The following is a 21,503-nucleotide window of genomic DNA, read 5'->3' on the forward strand; positions in this document are numbered from 1 at the left end:
TTTAGGTTGCCCTGCGGTCGAGCATCGCGCGGGCAATCGTGCCCGCGTCGACGTATTCCAGTTCGCCACCCACGGGCACGCCGCGGGCCAGGCGGCTCACGCGCAAGCCCCGCGCCTTCAGCATTTCGCTGATGTAGTGGGCCGTCGCTTCGCCTTCATTGGTGAAGTTGGTGGCCAGCACCACTTCACTCACCACGCCATCGTTGGCGCGGTTCAGCAATTTTTCCAGGTGGATGTCTTTCGGGCCGATGCCGTCCAACGGAGAGAGCCGTCCCATGAGGACGAAATACAGGCCCTTGTAGGTGAGCGTCTGCTCGATCATCAGCTGGTCGGCGGGCGTTTCCACCACGCACAGCAAGCGCTTGTCGCGCTCTTCGTCGAGGCAGGTCTCGCACACTTCATGTTCGGTAAAGGTATTGCACAGGCCGCAGTGATGCACGGCATCGACGGCCTGGAACAGGGCGCGCGACAGCATGGCCGCGCCTTCCCTATCGTGCTGCAACAAATGAAACGCCATCCGCTGCGCCGACTTGGGGCCGACGCCGGGCAGGCGCCGCAGCGCCTCGGTCAAAAATTCAAGCGACTTTGACATGGATCAACCCTGCCCAGTGCCACAGATCGAGCGCATGCGGTATTGCATCAGAATGGCATTTTGAAGCCGGCTGGCAAGTTCATGCCGCCGGTCAAGCCTGCCATTTTTTCCGCGGACGTCGCTTCCGCCTTGCGCACGGCGTCGTTGAAGGCGGCAGCCACCAGGTCTTCCAGCATGTCCTTGTCGTCCGCCAGCAGCGACGGGTCGATGGAGACGCGCTTGACGTCGTTCTTGCACGTCATGACGATCTTCACCAGGCCGGCGCCGGACTGGCCTTCCACTTCCACCAAGGCCAGTTGTTCCTGGGCCTTTTTCATGTTGTCTTGCATTGCTTGCGCCTGCTTCATCAGGCCAGCCAGTTGATTTTTCATCATGAGAATGCTCCGTTAATTCAGTTTGTGAGTGTGTTAATCATCAATGCAGGGTCGGCGCGGCGGAGCCGGCCGGTGCAGGGGTAATCGTTCCCGGCACGACAAAAGCGTCGAATGCACGCTTCATGTCGAGCACGAAGGGATCGCTGGCGATGGTTGCCTCCGCGGCAAGCTGGCACGCCTCGCGGTGGGCCTGCGCTTCCGCGCTGGCCGTGTACCAGACGGCGCCCAGTTCCGTATCCACGTTCACCTTGCGGCCGAAACGCTCGCTCAGCACGGCCGCCAGTTTTTCCACGTTGGCCGGACTGCGCCACGTATCGATCGGTACGCGCAGGCGGAACGTGGTGCTGTGGCCGTCGTGCAGGCATTCGATCAGCTCGGCTTGCACGGCCAGCTGCTGGGCTATGCCGCGCAGGGGCAGCACGGCGGCGACGGCCGGCCAGTTGCCGTCCCAGTCCAGGCCCGGCACGGGCGTAATCACGTACGGCCCGCTGGGCGCGGCTTGCTTGGCGGCACGTTGCGGCATGATGACGGCGGGTTGCTCGTTGCCCTGCGCGGCGGGCGCCGACACGGCGGCCGAGGCGCTGTCGTCGGAAAATTCGGTGACCCAGGGCGGCAAGTCGTCATCTGCTTGCTGCGGCGGCGGCGGGGCGGCGGGACGTGCCTGCTGCACGGGCGCCGCAACGGCAACGGGCGCTTCCATCACGGCCACGGGCGGCGCATCGTCCCACGGCGCCGGCGCTTGCGCGGTGGCCGGTGGCGGCGGTGCGGCCTGGACGGGCGCTGCCGGGGCTGGCGCGGCGACTACGGCGGCCGGTGCCGGTGCGGCCGGCTTGGGCGCCGACGATGGCGCCGACGGCGCGCTGCCCGGACGGCCTTTCGAAGCGGCGCGGGCCGCTTCCAGCGCCGCATTGATGGCGGCGCGGGCGGAACTGATCGGGGCGCCCGATGCTGCCGGGGCAGCCGCAGCCGCGGGAACAGGAGCGGCGGGCGGCGCCGCTGGTGCGGGTGCCGGAGCTGCTGCAGGCGCGGGTGCCGCTGCGGGCGCCGCTGCGCGCGGCGGCGGCGCTTCGCTGCGGGCCATGCTGGCGGCGGCAGCGGCAACAACGGCGGGTGGGGTCACGGCGGCATGGCTGGCCACGCTGTTCGTGGCGGCGCGGGCGGCCGGGGCGGATGCGCCAGCGGCGGCGCGCGCGGCGGCGACGGCGGCGGGACGGTTGCCAGGGGCAGCCGCCGGTGCGGCAGCCGGCACGCCTTCGGCGCCGCCTATGCCGGGCCGAAAGGCCAGCATGCGCAGCAAGGTCATGGTAAAGCCCGCGTATTCGTCGGGCGCCAGGCCCAGTTCATTGCGGCCATGCACGGCGATCTGGTAAAACAGCTGCACTTCTTCCACGTCGAACGCGGCGGCCAGACGCACGATGTCCGCGTATTCGGGCAAATCCTGCGGCAAGGCGGCGGGCACGGTTTGCGCCAGCGCAATGCGGTGCAGCAAGGTGCCCAAATCCTGCAGGGCGCCGTTATACGACAGGCTGCGCGAGGCCATCTCGTCGGCCACGGCCAGGAGATCGGCGCCATCCTGCTGTGCCAGCGCGTCGAGCAGGCGCACCAGATACGACTGGTCGAGCGCGCCCAGCATGCCTTGCACGGCATCGAGCGTGACTTCGCCGGCCGCGTAAGCGATGGCCTGGTCCGTCAGCGACAGCGCATCGCGCATGGAGCCGTGGGCGCCCTGGGCCAGCAGGCGCAAGGCCGGCTGTTCGAAGGCGATGCCTTCCTGCCCCAGGATATTGTCCAAATGGCTGATGATGTGGCCGGGCGGCATCTGCTTGAGGTTGAACTGCAGGCAGCGCGACAGCACGGTCACGGGAATCTTTTGCGGGTCCGTCGTGGCCAGGATGAACTTGACGTGCTCGGGCGGCTCTTCCAGCGTCTTCAGCATGGAATTGAAGGCGTGATTGGTCAGCATGTGCACCTCATCGATCATATAGACCTTGAAGCGCGCATTGCTGGGCGCGTAGACCGCCTGCTCCAGCAGCTGCGCCATTTCATCGACGCCACGGTTCGATGCCGCATCCATCTCTATATAGTCGACAAAGCGTCCCGCATCGATTGCCGTGCACGCTTCGCAGACGCCGCAAGGCTGGGCCGTGATGCCGCCCGTGCCGTCGGGGCCGATGCAATTGAGCGATTTGGCCAGGATGCGCGACAGGGTCGTCTTGCCGACGCCGCGCGTGCCCGTGAACAGGTAGGCGTGATGCAATCGGCCGCTGTGCAAGGCATGCGTGAGCGCGCGCACGACGTGCTCCTGGCCGACGAGCGTCTCGAAATTCTTGGGGCGGTATTTACGGGCGAGGACTTGATAGGACATGCTGAGATTTTACCATGCGATTTTTGCGGGTGATCCTGCGCGGCGGGCGCAAGCCTCATGGCCGGGCCAGTCATACTTGGCAAACGCGGCAAAGCAGCAATTGTATAACATGACCAGCTGGAAATATGGAAAACACGGCAAGCCCGGCAATGCTGCGGCGTCGCAGGAAAATGGCGCCGTAAAAGCAAAAAAGCTGCCCATGGCAGCTTGATTGTTGATCCTGATTAAAACATTCCCGAAGGAGGCGAGCCTGATCTGCGGCACTCATGGTTAATAGCCGTGGCTGCTTCGTTCCCGACCTGACCAGGTTAGCCATGCCACGATGCGCAGGGGCCCGCCGGGGACAATTATAACCGGTCTGCGCAGGATTGGGAAATTGCCGTGTCAATGCTGTGTGCGTCGGCGTAGGTCGGCTTAGGCCGCAGGCCGTAAGCCGACACTGCTGAGTACGCGGCCGACACTGCCGAGCCGCAACGTCGGGTTACGCGCAAGCGCTAACCCGACCTACCCCGCCCTACCCAATACCTACAAACCCAGCTCTTGCCAGATCCCATCCACCTTCGCCTTCACTTCCGGCGTCATGGCGATCGTCGTGCCCCACTCGCGCGTCGTTTCGCCCGGCCATTTATTCGTCGCATCGATGCCCATCTTGCTGCCCAGGCCGCTGACGGGCGAGGCAAAGTCCAGGTAATCGATGGGCGTGTTGTCGACCAGGGTGGTGTCGCGGATGGGGTCGACCCGCGTGGTGATGGCCCAGATGACTTCTTTCCAGTCGCGGATGTTCACGTCTTCGTCGACGACGACGATGAACTTGGTATACATGAACTGGCGCAAAAAGCTCCACACGCCGAACATCACGCGCTTGGCGTGGCCCGCATACTGTTTCTTGATCTGCACCACGGCCATGCGGTAGCTGCAGCCTTCGGGCGGCAGATAGAAATCGGTGATTTCGCTGAACTGCTTTTGCAGCAGGGGCACGAACACTTCGTTCAGGGCCAGGCCCAGCACGGCCGGCTCGTCCGGCGGTTTGCCTGTATACGTGGAGTGGTAGATCGGGTCGCGGCGCATGGTGATGCGGTCGATGGTGAACACGGGGAAACTGTCCTGCTCATTATAGTAGCCCGTGTGGTCGCCATACGGTCCTTCCAGCGCGTGCTCGTAGCCGCTCGGATGGTTTTCGTCCGGGTAGATATGGCCTTCGAGCACGATTTCGGCCGAGGCGGGCACGCGCAGCTCGCTGCCGATGGCTTTCACCAGCTCCGTGCGGCTGCCGCGCAGCAAGCCGGCGAACTGGTATTCGGACAGGCTGTCCGGCACCGGCGTGACGGCCCCTAATATAGTAGCGGGATCGGCACCGAGCGCGACGGCGATCGGATACGGCTTGCCCTTGCTCTGGATCGCGTGCTCGCGGAAGTCCAGCGCCCCGCCCCGGTGCGCCAGCCAGCGCATGATGACCTTGTTGCGCCCCAGCACCTGCTGGCGGTAGATGCCGAGGTTTTGCCGCTTCTTGTTCGGCCCCTTGGTGATCACCAGGCCCCAGGTGATCAAGGGAGCGATATCGCCGGGCCAGCAATGCTGGATCGGCAGGCGCGCCAGGTCGACGTCATTGCCTTCCCAGACGATTTCCTGGCATTTGGCGCCGCGCAATTCCTTCGGCGACATGTCCCACACGGATTTCACCAAGGAACCCAGGCCCAGCAGATCCTTGAAATCCTTCGGCGGCTCCGGCTCCTTCATGCGCGCCAGCACATGGCCGATCTTGCGCAATTCGCTGACGTCTTCCGCGCCCATGCCCAGCGCCACGCGGCGCGTCGTGCCGAACAGATTGCCCAGCACCGGCATGTCGTATCCCGTTGGATTGTTGAACAGCAAGGCCGGTCCGCCCGCCCGCAAGGTGCGGTCGCACACTTCCGTCATCTCCAAAATCGGTGAAATGGGGGTCGAAATGGGCTTAAGTTCACCCATTTGTTGCAGTTGAGAAATAAAATCTCGCAAATCTGAATATTTCATGTGTTTTTAATTTTTTTTGACGTCGGACGCCGTTGCTGAAGGATCTATGCCAAGTAATTGATTTTATTGGCTTTTGGCACAATGCAAGTCAAAAAGTAAGACATAAAAGTAATAAAGAATCGATTCGTTAGTATTGACTTGATATAAAACGGCTTCTACAATTCGCCCAACTTGAAAGAGCACGCCGGCCCAGAGCTTGATTTTAGCGTTTCTCTTTCATTCACGGAGTCGGGGCTCCACATGACATTTTAAGGAGTGTTTTCAAAAGGCGTCTGCCTTACCCCCGGTAAAAGTTGTATTGCGACTGATCCAATACCAGCATGGGACCGATCAGCTCAAGCAAGCAATGACGGCGTTTCTCGCACGCATCCATACGCGGCGGAAACGATGATATTTCTGATGCACGGCATTGGCAGTACCCACAACACCGCGAGACCGCGGAGGGGCTGCCTGTTGACGCGACATTTCGGGGAACTCTATGACTCATCGTAGCACTGAAGCAGCCTTGCCTGCTTCAACCGTGGCTGGCCAGCCAGCGTTGGCGCGTTTGCGCGCCCGCGCACAAGCCATTTCGGCACGTGGCGTTTTGACCACCGCGCAACACACTCTGACAGTCTTCGGCATTTCCGCCCTGGCACTGATCGCCCTGCTGATGTTCCGCCCCGACCTGGGCAAGCAACTGACGCACAGCCTGTTCCCGCTGCCGATGGCAGAGGCGCAAGCCGTCGAAGCGCCGGCCCTGTCGGCCCTGATGGCAGCGCCGGCATCCGTGCAGACGGCCGCCGCCAGCGAAGCACCTTTGACCAAGGAAGAAAAAGCCCTGCTGGGCACGCAAAAGCAGCAGCAATGGGTCACCAACTGGCTCTCCAAGCGCTACCGCGTGGCCAACGATGCGACCAATATGCTCGTTTCGACGGCCTACCTGACGGCGCGCGAAATCAAGCTGGACCCGCTGCTGATCCTGGCCGTGATGGCCATCGAATCGGGCTTGAACCCGTTTGCGGAAAGCCCCGTCGGCGCGCAAGGCCTGATGCAGGTCATGTCGAAAGTGCACCATGAGCGCTTCCAGGAAATGGGCGGCGTGCAAGCTGCCTTGAATCCCGTCGCCAACATCCGCGTCGGCTCCCTGATCCTGAAAGACTACGTCACGCGTGGCGGTTCCGTCGAAGCGGGCTTGAAAACCTATGTGGGCGCCGCCAACTTCGCCACCGACTCGGGCTACGGCTCGCGCGTGCTGGCCGAATACCGCCGCCTGAAGCAAGTGTCGGCCGGCCAGCGCGTGCCGACCAGCACGCCGGTGATGGCATCGAACACGCCAGCGCCAGCCAAGGCGCCTGCGCCGGAAAGCGGCATCACCATCAAAGTGCTGCCGCACAACGAGATCGCCGGCCTGTGACCCTTTAAAAGCCCTCACAGCAGCATCCGAAAAGCAGCACCCAAAGAAAAAGCCACCGCACGCAAGTGCCGGTGGCTTTTTTGTTGCCCTGCGGCAGCAGCCGCAGGAACTACTCACTATATTACTTGCGCTTGTTGGCGTTGACTTCTTCCTCGCGGAATTTCACTGCCAATTTATCCAGCACGCCGTTCACATACTTGTGGCCGTCGATGCCGCCAAACGACTTGGCCAGCTCGACCGCTTCGTTGATGACGACGCGGTACGGGATTTCCATGTTGTTCTTCAGCTCGAATGCGCCGATCAGCAGGATGCCGTGTTCGATGGGCGACAATTCCGCAATATTGCGGTCGATCAAGGGTGCCATGCTGTCGCGCAGCGCCAGCGAATCCTTGATGGTGCCGTACAGCAGCACCGTGAAATGATCGCCATCGGCCTTGTCGAAGCCGTGGGCCGCGCGAATATTGTTCACGACGGTGGTCGCGTCTTCATTGTTCAGCAGCCACTGGTACAAGCCCTGCAGCGCAAACTCGCGCGCGCGGTGACGCGGCGTGCGGTTTTTGCTGGGATTGGCGAGCAAATTTTTCTCAGTCATGATTGTTACCTGTTCTTAAGTACGTGTTCACTACAAATTCCGGCGAGACACTGCGGCGCGCTTTTAGGCAGCGCGGCCGCAATTCAAGCGTGCGTGAGAAGGATGTCAGGGCAAGGCGCGAGGCCGAAGACAGTACGAAAGTACGGCGAGGCCTTGCAACGCAGCCATGGCATTCTTATCACACGCGCTTAGTCTTCGTCGGTGTCTTGCAACTCTTCTAGCGCTTGCGCTAAATTAGCCATTTCCACTGCCACGCGTGCCGCTTCGGCTCCCTTGACCAGCATGCGCACTTCCGCCTGCTCGTCGTTTTCCGTCGTCAACACTGCGTTGGCGATGGGGATGCCGTAATCGAGACCGACGCGCGTGATGCCCGCGCCCGATTCGTTCGATACCAGCTCGAAGTGGTAGGTTTCACCGCGAATCACGGCGCCCAGTGCGATCAGGGCGTCGAATTGCTCGCTTTCTGCCATTTTTTGCAGAATCAGTGGGATTTCCAGGGCGCCCGGCACGGTCACGTGCAGGATATCTTCATCGGCCACGCCCAGCTTGCTCAACTCTTCCAGGCATGCCGACAGCAAGCCACCGCCGACGATTTCATTGAATCGTGCCTGGACGATACCGACGCGCAAACCTTCGCCGGCAAAATTGGTTTCGTATGCTCCTACGGTCATCATATGCCTCTTTAATCTGGTGGTTCAGGGCGGCATGCACATGCCGCCATCGTTTACTCTTACATCGACGCCTGACAAAATCGTAGCGAGCGGCAGCGAGTTGTGGTCAAGAAGCGCAACTGTACGGATAGTACAGTGAGCATCGCAGGCCGCAAATCGCGACGCGCAGTAGATTTGGTCAGGCGTCCTGGCCTGGATGGCACTGAAAACCCGTGACTTCCAGGTCGAAACCGACCATCGACGGCATCTTGCGGGGGCTGGCCAGCAACTGCATCTTGCTTACGCCCAGGTCGCGCAGGATTTGCGCGCCGATGCCGTAGCTGCGCAGGTCCATGCTGGCGGCACGGCCTTTCGGCTTGGCTTGCGGCGTATCGAGCGCGGCGAACTGGGCAAACAGCTCGCTGGACGTCTCGCCGCAGTTCAGCAAGACCATCACGCCCCGCTCGGACTGCTTGATGGCGGCCATCGAGGCAGCCACCGTCCACGAGTGGGTGGTCGCTTCGCTTTCCAGCACGTCCAGCAGGGAAACGGGCTGGTGCACGCGTACCAGCGCTTCCAGGCCGGGCGCCAGGTCGCCATGCACGAGGGCCAGATGGGCCGAGGCGCTGGGCTTGTCGCGGAACGCGATCAGGCGGAATTCGCCGTGCGCCGTGTGCAGGGTACGCTCGGCAACGCGCTCGACCAGGGACTCCGTCTGGCTGCGGTAATGGATCAGGTCGGCAATCGTGCCGATCTTCAGGCCATGCTGCTCGGCAAACACCAGCAAGTCCGGCAGGCGCGCCATGGTGCCGTCGTCCTTCATGATTTCGCAAATCACGGACGCGGGCGTCAGGCCGGCCATGGCCGTCAGGTCGCAACCGGCTTCCGTATGGCCTGCGCGCATCAGCACGCCGCCTTTTTGCGCTTTCAGGGGGAAGATATGGCCAGGCTGGACGATATCGCTGGGCTGCGTGCCCTTGGCAACCGCTACCTGGATGGTCTTGGCGCGGTCGGCGGCGGAAATGCCCGTCGTCACGCCTTCGGCCGCTTCGATCGACACGGTGAAGTTGGTGCCATACGCGGTACCGTTGCGCGACGTCATCATCGACAGGTTCAGCTCGTCGCAACGCTCTTCCGTCAGGGTCAGGCAAACCAGGCCACGCGCATGCGTGATCATGAAATTGATGGCTTCAGGCGTCACGAAATCGGCGGCAAGCACCAGATCGCCTTCATTTTCCCGGTCTTCTTCATCGACCAGTATCACCATGCGGCCGGCGCGCAATTCGGCGACGATCTCTTCGGTGCTGGAAATAGACATCATTGATCCTCTTAGTGAGACTAAAAACTGAAACATCGCGTGCGAATATTCCGCGAATTTCCGGGAATTTTCTTATAACCTGCTATTTTAAAGGATTTGGCGCTTGCAGGCCTGAAATAAGACAGCTTTGCGGCATGGACGCCGCAGCCTGCCCCACAAAGCGCCGATTCCTCGATCCGGCGCAAACGGCGACGGCAAAACGCGCGCCGCCGGCCTTGCAAAGAGCATAAGATCAGCCAGTCACCGCCACGGCGCTGACACTCCACTCGCAGCGACACCCCACACAGGAGCGGCAACATGAAAACCAATGGATCGGCCATCTGGTCAGGCGGCATCAAGGACGGCAAGGGCGCCATCAGCACGCGCAGCGGCGCCTTGCAGGAATATCCCTACGGCTTTGCCAGCCGCTTCGAAGGCAAGCCCGGCACGAATCCCGAGGAACTGATCGGCGCCGCCCACGCGGGCTGCTTCACCATGGCCCTGTCGCTGATCCTCGGCGAAGCGGGCCTGACGGCCGAAAAGATGGAGACGACGGCCGAAGTGACCCTCGACAAGGTGGACGACGGTTTTGCCATCACGGCCGTCCATTTGATCCTGAAAGCGAAGATACCGGGCGCGGACCAGGCGAAATTCGCGGAGTTGACGGGCAAGGCCAAGGCCGGCTGCCCCGTGTCGAAGCTGCTTAAAGCCAACATTACCCTGGACGCTACCCTGCTGCCCTAGATTTTCGTCACGGGCTTGACGGGTTCCACGGGGGCCACCGGTGCCACCAGCGGCAGGCGCGAGTCGCTGGCCGGCAATGGCCGGTTCATCAAGCCGGGGTTCAGGGCTGCATTGTTCAGGTTATACGCGGCAATAGCCGCCGCCACGGACGGGTCTTGCGACGAGGGCGGCGGCACGGCACGGCCCGCCGCTTGCGCGGCCAGCTCTTGCGCCTGCGCATTTTGCTGGGCCAGCTGGGCTTGCGCCGTCGCCAGGCCCGTATCGGCTTGCCCCTGCGCGGCGCGCGCCAGCGACTGGGCCCGCTCGCTCGCCGCCTGGGCCGCCAGTTGCGCGTCGCTGGCGGCCAGCTGCGCCCGCGCCGCATCGTCCGCCGCCGCTTGCGCCTGCTCTTGCAAGCCCTGCTGCTGCACCTGTCCCTGGCGCAACTCATCCACCCGTGCGGTTTCCTGCTGCTGCGCCTGCTGATCTGCATTGATGCGTTCGCTGCCCAGGCGTTCGTCGTCAACACGCTGGGCATCCACGCGCTGGCTGTCCGTGCGCTGCGTCTGCAGCAATTGCGCTGCATCAATGGCGGCTTGCGCCGTCGGCTGGGGCCGCAGCTCCTGCAAGTCCAGGTTCAGTTCTTCCGCTTCCAGTTGCTGCTGCAATTCCAGTTGTCGCTGTGCAATCGCGGCCGTTTGCGGCGGCGCCTCGTCGATGGCCTGCAGCGGCACGGCCTGCGCGGGGCTGGCCGGCAGTGCGTCGCCCGTCAAATCCGCTTCGACATTGGTCGCCACCGGCGCGCCCTGCCGCTGGGCCAGCACGGCGCCCACCTGCGCCAGCACGTCCGTTCCCTGCTGCAAGGCATTCAGGGTGGCATGGCTGTCGGCCGCATACGCGGCCTGTAAAGTTGCGGGGTTGACATCTTCATTGCGCAAATCGATGCCGATGCGGGCCAGGCCCGCCTGCGTGAGCAGGCTGCCGTCCTGCGCCAGCGCGGCCGCCGCATCCGTCGTGCCGTCGCCCGACAGCAAATCGTAGCGCTGCGCCAGGCTGCCCGGCGTGTCGCCCGCCGTTGCCAGCTGGCTGGCATCGATGCCGCTCGTTTGCAGCTGGGCGAACGATTCCGTCAGCTGCCGCGCCAGCGCCAGCAAGTCGTCATTGACATTCACGGGGGTATTTGCCGCCCGGGCCTCCTCCGTGGCGCCCTGCAAGGCCAGCAGTTGCCGGCGCGACAAGGCCACGCCGGACAGGAACTGGCCCAGCGGGGAAATGTCGACCTGAGTCGATGACAAAGCGGCAAGGGCCGCCGCCGCGCTGGACGACGGCACGGGCAGCGCGGGCGCCAGCGGCGCCGTCTGATCCACGCGGGACGTGGCCGGGATGGTGTTGGGCACGGTTGCGCGCGAAATCGGGTCCATGGCTAGCCTCCACTGCGGAAAGCTTCATAGTATGCGCGTCTGAAAGAAAAGCAACACACGCTTGGCAAGGCGAGAATGTGTTGCGGTGTTCTTGTATCAGGCGGCAGCCTTGTCCAGCGACAACATGCGCTCGACATAGCGGGCGATCAGGTCGATTTCCAGGTTGACCTTGCCATCGACCGTCAAGTGTTTCAGGGTCGTCATGGCGATCGTATGGGGAATCAAATTGATCGAGAAACGGCAGCCGTTGACGGCGCCCGCGCCCAGGTCTTCCACTCTGTTGACGGTCAGCGACACGCCATTGACGACGACGGAACCCTTGAAGGCCAGGTATTTCGCCAGTTCGTGCGGCGCTTCGATCACCAGTTCCCACGATTCGCCCACGGCTTCGAACTTGCGCACGATGCCCAGGCCGTCGACGTGGCCGGACACCAAATGGCCGCCCAGGCGCTCGGCCAGGGTCAGGGCTTTTTCCAGGTTCACTTCCGTCGTCGTATCGAGGCCCACGGTGCAATTGAGGCTTTCGCGCGAGACATCGACGGCAAAGCCCGTGTCCGACTTTTCCACCACCGTCATGCAGGCGCCATTGATGGCGATCGAATCGCCGAGGGCAACATCGGCCAGCGGCAAGCCGCCCGCGTGGATGGTCAGGCGCACGCCTGCGTCGAGGCCGCCTTCGAGTGCTTGCACGGTTTCAATCTTGCCGATGGCGGCAACAATTCCTGTAAACATGAACTAACCCTATAAAGTATAAAAGTATTAATTGCGCTGGACGAATCTTGCAAGGATACGCAAATCTTCGCCCACTTGCTGAACCTGATGAAATTGCAAGGTGCGCTGCTGCTTGATATCCGTCAATGCGGGCAAGGCAAACATGCCTTGCGCGTCGCCCAGCAAGGTGGGCGCCAGGTAGACCAGCAACTCGTCGACGCAGCCTTCGCGGATCAGCGAACCGTTCAGCTTGGAGCCGGCCTCGACGTGGACTTCATTGATTTGCCGGCGTCCCAGCTCCAGCATCAGCGCGGCCAGGTCGACCTTGCCGGCCGCGTTCGGCAACATGATGACTTCCGCGCCCAAGGCGCGCAGCTGCGCTTCCTTTTCCGGATTGGCCACGGCCGCCACAATCCACGTGCCGCCGCCCTGCAAGATGCGCGCGTCGAGGCTGATGTCGAGCCGGCTGTCGACGACGATGCGGCGCGGCTGGCGCGGCGTCTCGACGGCGCGCACGTTCAGTTGCGGGTCGTCCGCCTTGACCGTGCCGATGCCCGTCAGGATGGCGCAGGCGCGCGCGCGCCAGGCGTGACCATCGGCGCGCGCCTGCGGCCCCGTGATCCACTGGCTCTGGCCATTATGCAAGGCCGTCATGCCGTCTAGGCTGGCTGCCGTTTTCATGCGCACCCACGGCTTGCCGCGCTGCATGCGCGAAAAGAAGCCGATATTCATTTCATATGCCTCGTCCGCCAGCACGCCCGTGCTGACGGCGATGCCGGCCGCTTCCAGCTTGGCCAGCCCCTGCCCCGCCACCAGCGGATTCGGGTCCGTCATGGCGGCCACGACGCGCCCCAGCCCCGCGCGCACGAGCGCATCGGAGCACGGCGGCGTACGGCCATGGTGGTTGCACGGTTCCAGGGTGACATAGGCCGTGGCGCCGCGCACGTCGTTGCCGCGCGCCGCCGCATTCGCCAGCGCTTGCACCTCGGCATGATCCTGCCCGGCCGCCTGCGTCACGCCGGCACCGATCACCTGGCCATCCCGGACGATCACGCAGCCGATGCGGGGATTGGGCGAGGTCGTGTATAAACCGCGCGCCGCCCATTCCAGCGCCAGGCGCATGCCATCGATATCGTTGAGTATTTCCACGGGCTTCTTTGAGAGTGAGTAATAGATAAGTCGGGTTACGAACTGTCGGCCACGCCGCTGCAATTGGCCGCTTGCTGTTGCGGGTCGCACACGCGCACCCTGCCCAGCATATTGATTTTAATATGGCGCACCTGCTTTCCCAAAGCCAGGGACAAGGTGCCCCAGCGCGCCGCCAGGCTATTGGTCGCGCTGCAACTGCGTCCTGCGCCATTGTAGGCGATATAAAACGGCGCCGTGACCGAGGAAAACACGAACTGGGCCGCGATGCCCGCCGGCAGCGGCCCCTGGCGGAACAGCAATTCGTCGCCCTCGTCGAACGCCAGGTTGGCATTGCTGTCGATAAACACCAGCCAGCCCGTGCGCCAGTCCGTGCCACCGGGCCCGGCCGGCATCAGCAGCACGCGCCGGCCGCGCGCCATCGCCTGCGCCCGCGTCAATTCGATGGCCGAAAACAAGTCCGTGGCCGCCGCGCGCACCTGCTGGCGCGCCAGCACCTGCTGCAAGCTGGGCAAGGCCGCGGCCGCCAGCAGGGCTGCAATTGCCAGCACGGCCAGCAATTCAAGCAGGGTGTGCCCGAAGGCACGCCCAGTCCGCGGTGGCCGCTTGCGCGTGGCCATGGCCTAAGTAATCCTCAGGAAATTATTGTGAATTTATGACGAACAGAACCGGATGCTATGCAAGGCGCCCGCTGCGACGCAGTGCGAGCACTGCTAGCAGCGGGCAACGCCGCAGAGGGCCGGTTATGGAAGTCAGAAATCACAATAATTTATTGGGGGTTACTTAGGGCCAGCAATGGCTGGCGGGGCCGCTGCTGCCGCGCTGGCCCGTGCTGCTCAAGGACAGCACGCCGCAATCGGCATCCTGGAACTGCGCATCGACCTTGGACGTGCCCGGCGTGGCCCGCAACAGCACGCATTGCCCGATCGCCAGGCCGGGACAGGCCAGCGCCTCGATTTCATACGCACTGCCGGCTGCGCCCCCTTCGCCGGACCACCATGGAAACGCTTGCGCCTGCGGCGCCGGCGAGGCCGAGGAAAACGCCAGATAGTGGTTGTTTTGCGAATAATAGCGCTCCTGCTGCTGCATCAGCCGCAGCAGGGCCGCCTGCCCCTGTACCCGCTTGGCCCGCACGACATGGCCGTGATAAGCGGGCACGGCCAGCGCCAGCAGCAGGCTCATGATCGCCAGCGCAGCCAGCAGTTCGATCAGGCTGAAGCCCGGGGTGGCAGCAGGGGCGCCACCATTTGCAGCGGACCAGTTCCGGCTTGCCAGCGTTTCCATCTGACCTCCCCTCTTCGCAAAAACCGCCAGCCGCCGCAAGTGGCCAGCCTGCACGCCTGTTACTTGCGACACGCCAGCCATGCCCACGCCTATTTCTTCTTGGCCGCCTCGTGCAATTCGCGCCAGTTCGCCACTTCGCGCCAGCTGAGGCGCCGGGCGGGCAGCGGCGCGCTGACGACCTTGAGTCCCGCCCCGCTGGCCCCGCCGGGCAAACCCGGTTGCAGCACCGCCAGTTCCTTGCGCCCTTCGGCCCGCCCTGCCGCCGTCGCGGCGCCCACCGTGCTGGTCAGTTCCAGCGCCAGCGGCGGCGCGCGCGCCAGGCCATCGAACAAGCGCCCCGTCTGCTCGCCCGCCTGCACCACACCGGCGCCATCGGCGGCAAAGCCGCTCAGCACATCGAGCACGTACAGGCGCGTGGCAGGCTTGGCACAAGGATCGCGCCCCGGCAGGACGGTGTTGAACAGCACCCTTCCGGCGGCCAGCACGGGACTATTGATGCTGCGCTCGCCCGTCTGCGCGGTATTGAGGAAATCGAGATACCAGCCGCGCATGGCGTCGCTGCCCGTGTAGCGCAGCTCGGCGCCGTCGACGCGCACGCCGCCCGCAACTTCGCCCAGGCTGCGCTGTTCCAGGTCGGCACGGCTGCGCGTGGGAGATGTTTCCCGCACATCGTCGTGCACGGCATAAAACGACTGCGACAGAAAGGCGGAAGGCCAGGTATCGGCCGCCTCGACCAGCTTGCCCGTGCCAAACAGCAGCAGATAGCCGCCACCAGGTGCGTACGCGACGTTCAGTTGCTGCGTCACGGGCTGGCGCCGGCCCTGCGCATCGCGCGCGACAAACACGAGCTTGCGTCCCTGGCCATCCTTCCACGGCGGCCCGCCAGCCATGTCGAGGCGCCAGATATTGCCCTGCAAATCGCCTGCATAGATATACGCCAGCGCACCGTCGCTGCCCGGTACCACGGCGGGCGGACCCAGCGCCTGGGGCATGGCATCCGCGCCCGCATCAGCGTCATGGCCGCCATCGCCGCCGCTGGACACGGGCACCTTGAGACGGAAGTAATTACTTCCCAACATCCAAGGCGTGCCGGGAGCCTTGTCCAGCGCCAGCAGGAAGATGGCGGCGGACGATGCGGGCGCCGTCGTGTCCTTGCCGTCGTTTACATGGTTGTTATAGCCGCTGGCGACGATGGCAAAATCGCGGTAGGCCACCGCGCCCTCCTTGCCGCCCATGTTGATGCGGGCAATGGCGGGCGGCGCGCGTACGTTGCCCATCAGCTTGTCGTCGCGGTCCGTGAATTCCCACAGCGCCCCATCCTGCGCGAAGCGCGCCGGGTCGGTGATGTCGAGCGCAAACACGCCTTGCGCCCCGCCGCCCATGCCCGACACCAGCACCGTCTTCCAATGTCCCAGCGCCAGCACCTCTGCCGTGGCCGCCGCGCCGTCGAGCAGCGGGCCGGGGCTATAGTGAGTGCTCGCAGCGGCTGCCGAGGCGTGCAGCAGCGCCTGCGGCAGATAGGCAAACAATTCGCTGCCCGTGCGGGCATCAAACGCGTGCAGCAAGCCATCGTTGGCGCTCAGGTACAGCATCTTGCGCCGCTGCAGCAGCGCCTGGCGGTGCACGCCATAACCGGCCCCAGGCATCCCCAGTCCCGGCGCGCCCACGTACACGAGATTGCCGTATGGCGCCGCGCCCAGGCTGCCAAACCTGCGCCGCAGGAAGCCGCCTGGCTGGCCCGCCTCGTGCGTGCGCTGGCCCAGCAGGTACGCCAGGCGCGCCTCGCCTTTTTCATCGCCGCCGTCGAATGCGCCGCGCTGTTCCGCGTCGAGCCGCGCCCAGGCCAGCGGCATCAGGGCGCCCTTGGCATCGAGCGTGTAGACGGGACGCAAGGCCGCCGGCGTTCCATCTGACGCGGACTGATCCTGTCCTCCCGCGCGCCACCATGGCTTGCCGGGAAGCAATGCGCCATCGGCGCCCACGGCAAACCCGCTGCGCGACAAGACCATGCTGCCGTCGGCCAGGCGCAGCTGCGTCTGGAACCAGTATGCCTCTTCCGTGCCGCTGGCCAGCGCCATCAGGGCCGGCCCCGCCAGCGTCGCCGGCAAGCTGTCCTTGTCGGCGGCCGCAAAGGCCGCGCGCAGTCCCGCGATCAGGGCGGCCGGATCGCTGCCGGGCAGGTAATGGGTGGGCCAGCGGCCATCGAGGCTCCATTCCTCCAGCGCGTTGCCCGCCGCGCTCTTGTAGGGGTTGGCGTCGGCGTTCGCATCGAGAAAACCGCCATATTTGGCCGTAAGCAACAAGGGCGTCGCGGCAGGAATGGCTGCAGATTCGCCGGCCGGGTCGCCCTGGCGCAAGTCGCCCGCATAGTGCTCGACCTTGGCAACGCCGTCGTTCTTGCCGCCCGGACGCAGCGCCTGCACATGCGACCAGTAGGCCAGGCCAGCCGCATGGTAGCTGGCGCCGCCCGCCCCGTCGGCCAGCAATTCCAGCGCCGCCAGTTCGGGCCGTGGTGCGGGATTGCCGGGCGTGCCGCCGCTTTCCAGGCTGCCTACCGCACGCGTCCAAGCCATCGCGTCGAACGGCGGCGGCGCAAAACCGTCCGGCGCGCGGGCGCGGTCGCCGTTCGATGCGGGAGCTAGCGGGACATTGCCGGGCACGTAGCGGTCGAGCGCCATGCCCGCATCGCCGAGGCTGACGACGATGTGGCGCTGGCAACTGGCCGTTTGCGGGTCGCTCCACGCAGTCACGACCGGCAAGCCCTCGTCGGTGGCAGGCGGCACTGCGGCGCTCGCTTGCCGCCCCTGCAGGTAGCGCAGCGATTCGTACAGCAATTCGGCCAGCGGCGCGGCGCTGGCGTACGCGCCCGGATGCGCGGCGTTGCTGCGGCCCAGGCCATTGATGTAAGCGGTCACCCCGCCGCCAGGCCCCGCACCCTGGAACCCAGCCGGATATGCATATACGCCAGTAGCGGGATTCCACTCGGCGCCGGTATTGTCTTGCGGCAAAAAATCGGGCGCCGTCCAGCGCTGCCTGCCTACATGGGCCAGCGGCGCGCGCAGCACGCCGCCATACACGGGACCGGCGCCGGCGGGCATGCCGTTCAAGTGGCCAAACACGCCCACGCGCACCCGGCCGCCATGGCGCTGCATGGCGCCCGCCGGCTTGTAGTTCTTGCCGTACGCCAGGCACAAGTCGTCGCGCAACGGCCCTTCATCGGCATCGCAGACGCGCACGCGCGCAAGGAACACGTCGTGCGTGGCAGCAAAGCCGGGCGCGTCGCAATTGCCGCCCGGGGGCAAGCTGGCATCGCCGAACAGCAGCCGATTACGGCAAGAAACGATGGCCAATTGCGCCAGCGCAAACGGCGTCGCCGCCGCCACGCCGGTGTGCAAGACCTTGCGCGGGAAAAAGACGGGGTGGGCATAGAAGTCGATGGGGCTGCCCGCATCGGGCAGGTAAGCACGCTGCAGCACCGTCTTGTGCACTTCGTCGATGACGCGGTCGCCGCCCGTCAGGGCGTAACGGACGATGTCGAGCATGCTGGCGCTGGCCCAGTTGAGAAAGTTGCCGCTGAAACTATCGCCGCCGCAGCCGTGCAGCGCATCGGCCGGCTTCAGCACGGAGAAGTAAGCGGTCGCTACGCGCAAGTCCGGCAGCAAGGCGCCATCCTTGCTGCGGTACGGATAGCTGTAGCACATGCGCGCATGGAAGTACCCCAGGTACTCGCGCTGCGGCGCATACTCGCCGCCATGCGCGGCAGCAGCGGCCGCATGCGTGAGGGACAGGTTGAGCAGCAGATTTGGCGGCACTCTGGCACCATACAAACCCGCGTCGGCACGCGCCAGCACCACCGGGGGAACGGCAGCCGCAAGGGCGCCGCCGCAAACCTGGCTAGCCAGACAGGCCAGCAGCAGCCAGGCCCAGCCGGCGCGCCGCAAGGCGGCCGACAAAGCGGACCTCCAAGCGGATAGCAATGCAAACGACAAAGCCCTCATGGCGCCGCTCCAGCCGCCTGCTTGCGATAATAACTTTGCAGCACGACCTGCGTGCTTTCCTGCGCGCCAAAACCGATGGCCGTGATGCGGTACACATAGCTTTCCGTGGCCATGCCGCCGGCCACTGCCGCCGCCCGAGCGCCGGGCGGGTGAAACGGCAGCAATTCGATCAGGTAGCGGGGCCGGTGCGACGGCAGGAAACCCTGCCCCGTCTGCATGACGGCGCCCGTGAACTGGCCATATGGCACGGCGCGGCTGCTCCCTTCGGCGCCATCGAGGTCCATGCTCAGCCAGAGCGCCGGCGCATCCGGGGCCGCGGGCAGGCACAAGCCCAGCGCGCCTCCTTCGCCGCAGCCGTCCGCAAACCCGGCCGCGCTGCCTGGTGCGAAGAGGCTGCTACGCCCCGGTGCGCCGGGCAAGCCTTCGATATCGTTCTGCGCATCCACCAATGCTTCCTCCGCCGCCTGAAACGCGATCTGCCGGTCGCGCTCGCCACGCGCCGCCTTTTCACCCTGCAAGGCCATCTGCGCCGCCGATATGCCCAGCAGCAAGATGATTACCAGAAGGCACAGCACATACACGAGGGTAGCGCCACCGCGGCGCGCACGAAGTGAACAACAAGACACGCAACGAAGTACGCAACAGCGGACGCCCGCGCCAGCCATCGCGCTGCCCTCCTAGGCCGGCCCGTTGCGCAGCATGATGCTCGTCTGCACCAGTTGCCGCAGCCGGGAGCGCGTCGCGGCGGGCAAGGACGCGCGCGCGATGCGCACGCCCGTGTCGCCGGCGCCATGCGCCTCGGCATATGCCTTGCCGAACAGGTCGAACTGCGCCGGCCCCAGTTCCGCCATCTTGTCCGCCTGGCCCTCCTCGCCATGCAGCAACAGCGCCACGCGCACGCTGGCCACGCGCTTCCAGTGCGTACGCCGCTGCAAATCGCGCTGGCGCGCGGCCGCGTCGGCGCCCGCCAGCACCAGCGCCGCATCGTAGGCATCGAGCGCGCTGGCATTGACATACCGGTTCGCCACGCCGTCGGGCGGCGTATCCGTGTCCAGGCCATACAGCACCTGGAAGCCGTCGACGCCACGGATGACGGCATCCGCGCCCCAGCCGTTCGCGCCACGGTATTTGCAGCGCAGTTCGCCTTCGCCATCGCCGCCCTGCGCCACATAGAAAATGCTCCAGCCCCGCTGCGCCTCCGTTTGCGCGGCGCCCACGCCGAAGCCGGCGCAATTGAGCACGGAACCGTCTCCGCCCTCGTCCTTGCCGGCGCCGTAATAGCGCAGGGCCAGCACATCGCTGCCATGCAGGGCACCGGACAACGCGCCGCTGATGCCTTCGCTGTTCTTGCCCAGGCTGCGCGCGTCGAGCCCGGCGACATTCGCGCTGTCGTCATCGGCATGGGCGACGGGCGCTGCGCTGCTGTCCCAGTTCACGTACGCCGTCTGGCGCACGGCGCGGGCGATGGTGTCGAGCGCATAGCGGCCATTGTCGTCCAGGCGCGCGCTGGCGGACTGGTCGCCATAGCTGCCGCTGGCGGCCAGCAGCACGCTACTCGCGGCCAGCATCAGCAACGCGCCCAGCGACAGGGTCACCAGCAGCTCGACCAGGCTCAGGCCGCGATGCAGGCGCCGGTGGACGTGCACGCTGTTCATGCGCCGCCTCCGCCCAGCTGGAATACCAGCCTGGGCAAGGACTCGCCCGCCCCATTCACGGCGGGCGAGCCATCGGGCAGCCGGGCGCGCCAGCCCAGCTTGATGACGATGGGTGCGCCCTTGCCGCCGCTGCACGCCCAGTGCAAGCCTTGCGCGACGGCATCCCAGGCGGGTGCATCGCGGCAGATATGCAGGCGCGCGCCGGGCAAGGCCGCATGCATTTGCTGTTTCCACTCGGCGATGTCGAATTGCGCCAGTTCGGCCGCGCCGCAGGCGGCAGCGCCGAAGCAGTCGGGCGCGCCGCCGCCAGCGTCGGCATCGTCCGCCGCGTAGGCCACGTTCAGGTAGGGATTGCCCGCATCGGGGCCCTGCATGAGCACGCTGTTGGCGCGCATGCGCTCGGCCATGCCGGCGGCCAGTTGCGCGCCCGCCGACAACAGCGCCGATTCATGGCGCGCGCGCAGGGAGTTCAATTGCAAGATGCTGGCACCGAGCAGGCCCAGCGCCAACAGCAGCAGCGACACCAGCACCTCGACGAGGCTGCTGCCATCCATGGAACCACGCGCGACGCCGTACATGAGCTTCTCCTGCGGACAGAATGCATCAGGACCGGAGCCGCACGGACGCGCGGCCCAGCTACAAGATAGGCGCGTGCAAAAAACGGGGTCTGCGCTAGCGCAAACAGGAGCGCGATAAGGCGAGAAGAACGGCGCAGGGATTGATCAGGCCGCTTGCCAGGCGAATGCTGGCGTGGTGAAAACGGGGCACATGAACGGCCCCGTCATCAAAAGGTGAACGTCAGAGCGAGCGTCAGGGCTTGCCGCGTGCCTGCCCCACTTCGGCAATCGCATCCTGGAACTCGGCCAGGTCTTCGAAATTTTTATAAACAGAGGCAAAGCGGATGTAGGCGATCTTGTCGAGGCGCTTGAGTTCCTGCATGACGAGTTCGCCGATATAGCCGGAATCGACTTCGCGCAAGCCGCTGGTCAGCAGTTTTTCCTGGATGGAAGCGATGGCCGTATCCACGGAGGCGGCCGCGACGGGACGCTTGCGCAAGGCCAGCATCAAACTGCCGCGCAACTTATCCGCAGCGAACTCCGTCCGGCTGCCATTCTTTTTGACGACGGCGGGCATGATAAGTTCAATGCGTTCGTAGGTGGTGAAACGCTTGTCGCATTTGCCGCAGCGGCGCCGCCGCCGTATGGCATCCCCTTCCTCCGATACGCGCGTATCGAGAACCTGGGTGTCGCCGTGCTGGCAAAATGGACATTTCATGGGCTGGCTACAAC

General features: G+C 64.9%; 20 protein-coding genes and 1 other RNA gene. 3 read left to right on the forward strand and 18 right to left on the reverse strand.

Annotated features, from left to right (window positions below; genetic code table 11):
- Position 1: 1 nt before the first annotated feature.
- Genes recR through dnaX form a run of 3 tightly spaced genes read right to left on the reverse strand, consistent with a single transcriptional unit; the run spans position 2 to position 3,331 of the window.
- On the reverse strand, positions 2-592 hold the full coding sequence (gene recR / locus AC1RJW_RS21260; protein ID WP_070291397.1) for a recombination mediator RecR: 591 nt from the start codon (positions 590-592) through the stop codon (positions 2-4).
- 47 nt (positions 593-639) lie between these two features.
- Entirely contained in the window at positions 640-966 is a 327-nt protein-coding gene (locus tag AC1RJW_RS21265) for a YbaB/EbfC family nucleoid-associated protein (protein ID WP_034759121.1), read from the reverse strand.
- Between the two features lie 40 nt (positions 967-1,006).
- Positions 1,007-3,331, reverse strand: coding sequence for a DNA polymerase III subunit gamma/tau (gene dnaX / locus AC1RJW_RS21270; RefSeq protein WP_493046729.1), 2,325 nt, complete (start codon positions 3,329-3,331; stop codon positions 1,007-1,009).
- On the opposite strand from dnaX, the gene AC1RJW_RS21275 reads away from it, so the two are divergent.
- Positions 3,330-3,542: a hypothetical protein gene (locus AC1RJW_RS21275; protein WP_493046730.1), complete on the forward strand. Its 213-nt coding sequence runs from the start codon at positions 3,330-3,332 to the stop codon at positions 3,540-3,542. The two genes, dnaX and AC1RJW_RS21275, sit on opposite strands and share 2 nt — an antisense overlap.
- 29 nt (positions 3,543-3,571) lie before the next feature.
- On the opposite strand, the gene ffs is transcribed toward AC1RJW_RS21275, so the two are convergent.
- An RNA gene (gene ffs, locus AC1RJW_RS21280) (signal recognition particle sRNA small type) lies at positions 3,572-3,670 on the reverse strand.
- Between the two features lie 186 nt (positions 3,671-3,856).
- Positions 3,857-5,341: a 4-hydroxy-3-polyprenylbenzoate decarboxylase gene (ubiD, locus tag AC1RJW_RS21285; protein WP_493046731.1), complete on the reverse strand. Its 1,485-nt coding sequence runs from the start codon at positions 5,339-5,341 to the stop codon at positions 3,857-3,859.
- Between the two features lie 478 nt (positions 5,342-5,819).
- Between ubiD and AC1RJW_RS21290 the strand changes: the two genes are divergently transcribed.
- Positions 5,820-6,737 carry a transglycosylase SLT domain-containing protein gene (locus AC1RJW_RS21290; protein WP_493046732.1) on the forward strand — a complete coding sequence of 306 codons (918 nt, stop codon included), beginning with the start codon at positions 5,820-5,822 and terminating at the stop codon, positions 6,735-6,737.
- Between the two features lie 121 nt (positions 6,738-6,858).
- On the opposite strand, the gene nusB is transcribed toward AC1RJW_RS21290, so the two are convergent.
- The 3 genes from nusB to ribBA all read right to left on the reverse strand — a co-directional run bounded on the left by nusB (position 6,859) and on the right by ribBA (position 9,297).
- Positions 6,859-7,329, reverse strand: coding sequence for a transcription antitermination factor NusB (gene nusB / locus AC1RJW_RS21295; protein WP_071324693.1), 471 nt, complete (start codon positions 7,327-7,329; stop codon positions 6,859-6,861).
- 188 nt (positions 7,330-7,517) lie between these two features.
- Positions 7,518-8,000 carry a 6,7-dimethyl-8-ribityllumazine synthase gene (gene ribH / locus AC1RJW_RS21300; protein WP_493046819.1) on the reverse strand — a complete coding sequence of 161 codons (483 nt, stop codon included), beginning with the start codon at positions 7,998-8,000 and terminating at the stop codon, positions 7,518-7,520.
- 178 nt (positions 8,001-8,178) lie between these two features.
- Positions 8,179-9,297 (reverse strand): bifunctional 3,4-dihydroxy-2-butanone-4-phosphate synthase/GTP cyclohydrolase II, encoded by a 1,119-nt coding sequence (gene ribBA / locus AC1RJW_RS21305; RefSeq protein WP_070311568.1) that lies wholly within the window; start codon positions 9,295-9,297, stop codon positions 8,179-8,181.
- Positions 9,298-9,594: 297 nt separating this feature from the next.
- Here ribBA and AC1RJW_RS21310 point away from each other — a divergent pair, with 297 nt between their 5' ends.
- The gene (locus tag AC1RJW_RS21310; protein WP_409026887.1) at positions 9,595-10,020 is read left to right on the forward strand and encodes an OsmC family protein; all 426 of its coding nucleotides are present in this window, start codon (positions 9,595-9,597) and stop codon (positions 10,018-10,020) included.
- Here AC1RJW_RS21310 and AC1RJW_RS21315 read toward each other — a convergent pair.
- The 10 genes from AC1RJW_RS21315 to nrdR all read right to left on the reverse strand — a co-directional run bounded on the left by AC1RJW_RS21315 (position 10,017) and on the right by nrdR (position 21,489).
- Positions 10,017-11,420, reverse strand: coding sequence for a hypothetical protein (locus AC1RJW_RS21315; RefSeq protein WP_493046733.1), 1,404 nt, complete (start codon positions 11,418-11,420; stop codon positions 10,017-10,019). The genes AC1RJW_RS21310 and AC1RJW_RS21315 overlap by 4 nt on opposite strands.
- Positions 11,421-11,516: 96 nt before the next feature.
- A complete protein-coding gene (locus AC1RJW_RS21320; protein ID WP_070219574.1) occupies positions 11,517-12,152 on the reverse strand; it encodes a riboflavin synthase in 636 nt (211 codons plus the stop codon).
- Between the two features lie 27 nt (positions 12,153-12,179).
- The gene (ribD, locus tag AC1RJW_RS21325; protein WP_493046820.1) at positions 12,180-13,253 is read right to left on the reverse strand and encodes a bifunctional diaminohydroxyphosphoribosylaminopyrimidine deaminase/5-amino-6-(5-phosphoribosylamino)uracil reductase RibD; all 1,074 of its coding nucleotides are present in this window, start codon (positions 13,251-13,253) and stop codon (positions 12,180-12,182) included.
- A gap of 62 nt (positions 13,254-13,315) precedes the next feature.
- Entirely contained in the window at positions 13,316-13,897 is a 582-nt protein-coding gene (locus AC1RJW_RS21330) for a GspH/FimT family protein (RefSeq protein WP_493046734.1), read from the reverse strand.
- A gap of 163 nt (positions 13,898-14,060) precedes the next feature.
- Entirely contained in the window at positions 14,061-14,561 is a 501-nt protein-coding gene (locus AC1RJW_RS21335) for a type IV pilin protein (RefSeq protein ID WP_493046736.1), read from the reverse strand.
- A gap of 89 nt (positions 14,562-14,650) precedes the next feature.
- Positions 14,651-18,514 (reverse strand): pilus assembly protein, encoded by a 3,864-nt coding sequence (locus tag AC1RJW_RS21340; RefSeq protein WP_493046737.1) that lies wholly within the window; start codon positions 18,512-18,514, stop codon positions 14,651-14,653.
- Positions 18,515-18,555: 41 nt separating this feature from the next.
- Positions 18,556-19,224 (reverse strand): pilus assembly PilX family protein, encoded by a 669-nt coding sequence (locus tag AC1RJW_RS21345; protein ID WP_493046738.1) that lies wholly within the window; start codon positions 19,222-19,224, stop codon positions 18,556-18,558.
- Positions 19,225-19,236: 12 nt separating this feature from the next.
- Entirely contained in the window at positions 19,237-20,214 is a 978-nt protein-coding gene (locus AC1RJW_RS21350) for a PilW family protein (RefSeq protein WP_493046739.1), read from the reverse strand.
- Complete coding sequence (pilV, locus tag AC1RJW_RS21355) at positions 20,211-20,792, reverse strand: type IV pilus modification protein PilV (protein ID WP_493046740.1); 582 nt, start codon at positions 20,790-20,792, stop codon at positions 20,211-20,213. The genes AC1RJW_RS21350 and pilV overlap by 4 nt, the downstream gene beginning before the upstream one ends.
- 232 nt (positions 20,793-21,024) lie before the next feature.
- Positions 21,025-21,489 (reverse strand): transcriptional regulator NrdR, encoded by a 465-nt coding sequence (gene nrdR / locus AC1RJW_RS21360; protein ID WP_086146069.1) that lies wholly within the window; start codon positions 21,487-21,489, stop codon positions 21,025-21,027.
- Between the last annotated feature and the right edge of the window lie 14 nt (positions 21,490-21,503).

The organism is Janthinobacterium sp. GW822-FHT07A03 (genome assembly GCF_058798815.1).

Coding starts and splice junctions, on each gene's coding strand:
- recR (WP_070291397.1), bottom strand. CDS start 592: ATGTCAAAGTCGCTTGAATTTTTGACCGAGGCGCTGCGGCGCCTGCCC.
- AC1RJW_RS21265 (WP_034759121.1), bottom strand. CDS start 966: ATGATGAAAAATCAACTGGCTGGCCTGATGAAGCAGGCGCAAGCAATG.
- AC1RJW_RS21275 (WP_493046730.1), top strand. CDS start 3,330: ATGCTGAGATTTTACCATGCGATTTTTGCGGGTGATCCTGCGCGGCGG.
- dnaX (WP_493046729.1), bottom strand. CDS start 3,331: ATGTCCTATCAAGTCCTCGCCCGTAAATACCGCCCCAAGAATTTCGAG.
- ubiD (WP_493046731.1), bottom strand. CDS start 5,341: ATGAAATATTCAGATTTGCGAGATTTTATTTCTCAACTGCAACAAATG.
- AC1RJW_RS21290 (WP_493046732.1), top strand. CDS start 5,820: ATGACTCATCGTAGCACTGAAGCAGCCTTGCCTGCTTCAACCGTGGCT.
- nusB (WP_071324693.1), bottom strand. CDS start 7,329: ATGACTGAGAAAAATTTGCTCGCCAATCCCAGCAAAAACCGCACGCCG.
- ribH (WP_493046819.1), bottom strand. CDS start 8,000: ATGACCGTAGGAGCATACGAAACCAATTTTGCCGGCGAAGGTTTGCGC.
- ribBA (WP_070311568.1), bottom strand. CDS start 9,297: ATGTCTATTTCCAGCACCGAAGAGATCGTCGCCGAATTGCGCGCCGGC.
- AC1RJW_RS21310 (WP_409026887.1), top strand. CDS start 9,595: ATGAAAACCAATGGATCGGCCATCTGGTCAGGCGGCATCAAGGACGGC.
- AC1RJW_RS21315 (WP_493046733.1), bottom strand. CDS start 11,420: ATGGACCCGATTTCGCGCGCAACCGTGCCCAACACCATCCCGGCCACG.
- AC1RJW_RS21320 (WP_070219574.1), bottom strand. CDS start 12,152: ATGTTTACAGGAATTGTTGCCGCCATCGGCAAGATTGAAACCGTGCAA.
- ribD (WP_493046820.1), bottom strand. CDS start 13,253: ATGCGCCTGGCGCTGGAATGGGCGGCGCGCGGTTTATACACGACCTCG.
- AC1RJW_RS21330 (WP_493046734.1), bottom strand. CDS start 13,897: ATGGCCACGCGCAAGCGGCCACCGCGGACTGGGCGTGCCTTCGGGCAC.
- AC1RJW_RS21335 (WP_493046736.1), bottom strand. CDS start 14,561: ATGGAAACGCTGGCAAGCCGGAACTGGTCCGCTGCAAATGGTGGCGCC.
- AC1RJW_RS21345 (WP_493046738.1), bottom strand. CDS start 19,224: ATGGCTGGCGCGGGCGTCCGCTGTTGCGTACTTCGTTGCGTGTCTTGT.
- AC1RJW_RS21350 (WP_493046739.1), bottom strand. CDS start 20,214: ATGAACAGCGTGCACGTCCACCGGCGCCTGCATCGCGGCCTGAGCCTG.
- pilV (WP_493046740.1), bottom strand. CDS start 20,792: ATGTACGGCGTCGCGCGTGGTTCCATGGATGGCAGCAGCCTCGTCGAG.
- nrdR (WP_086146069.1), bottom strand. CDS start 21,489: ATGAAATGTCCATTTTGCCAGCACGGCGACACCCAGGTTCTCGATACG.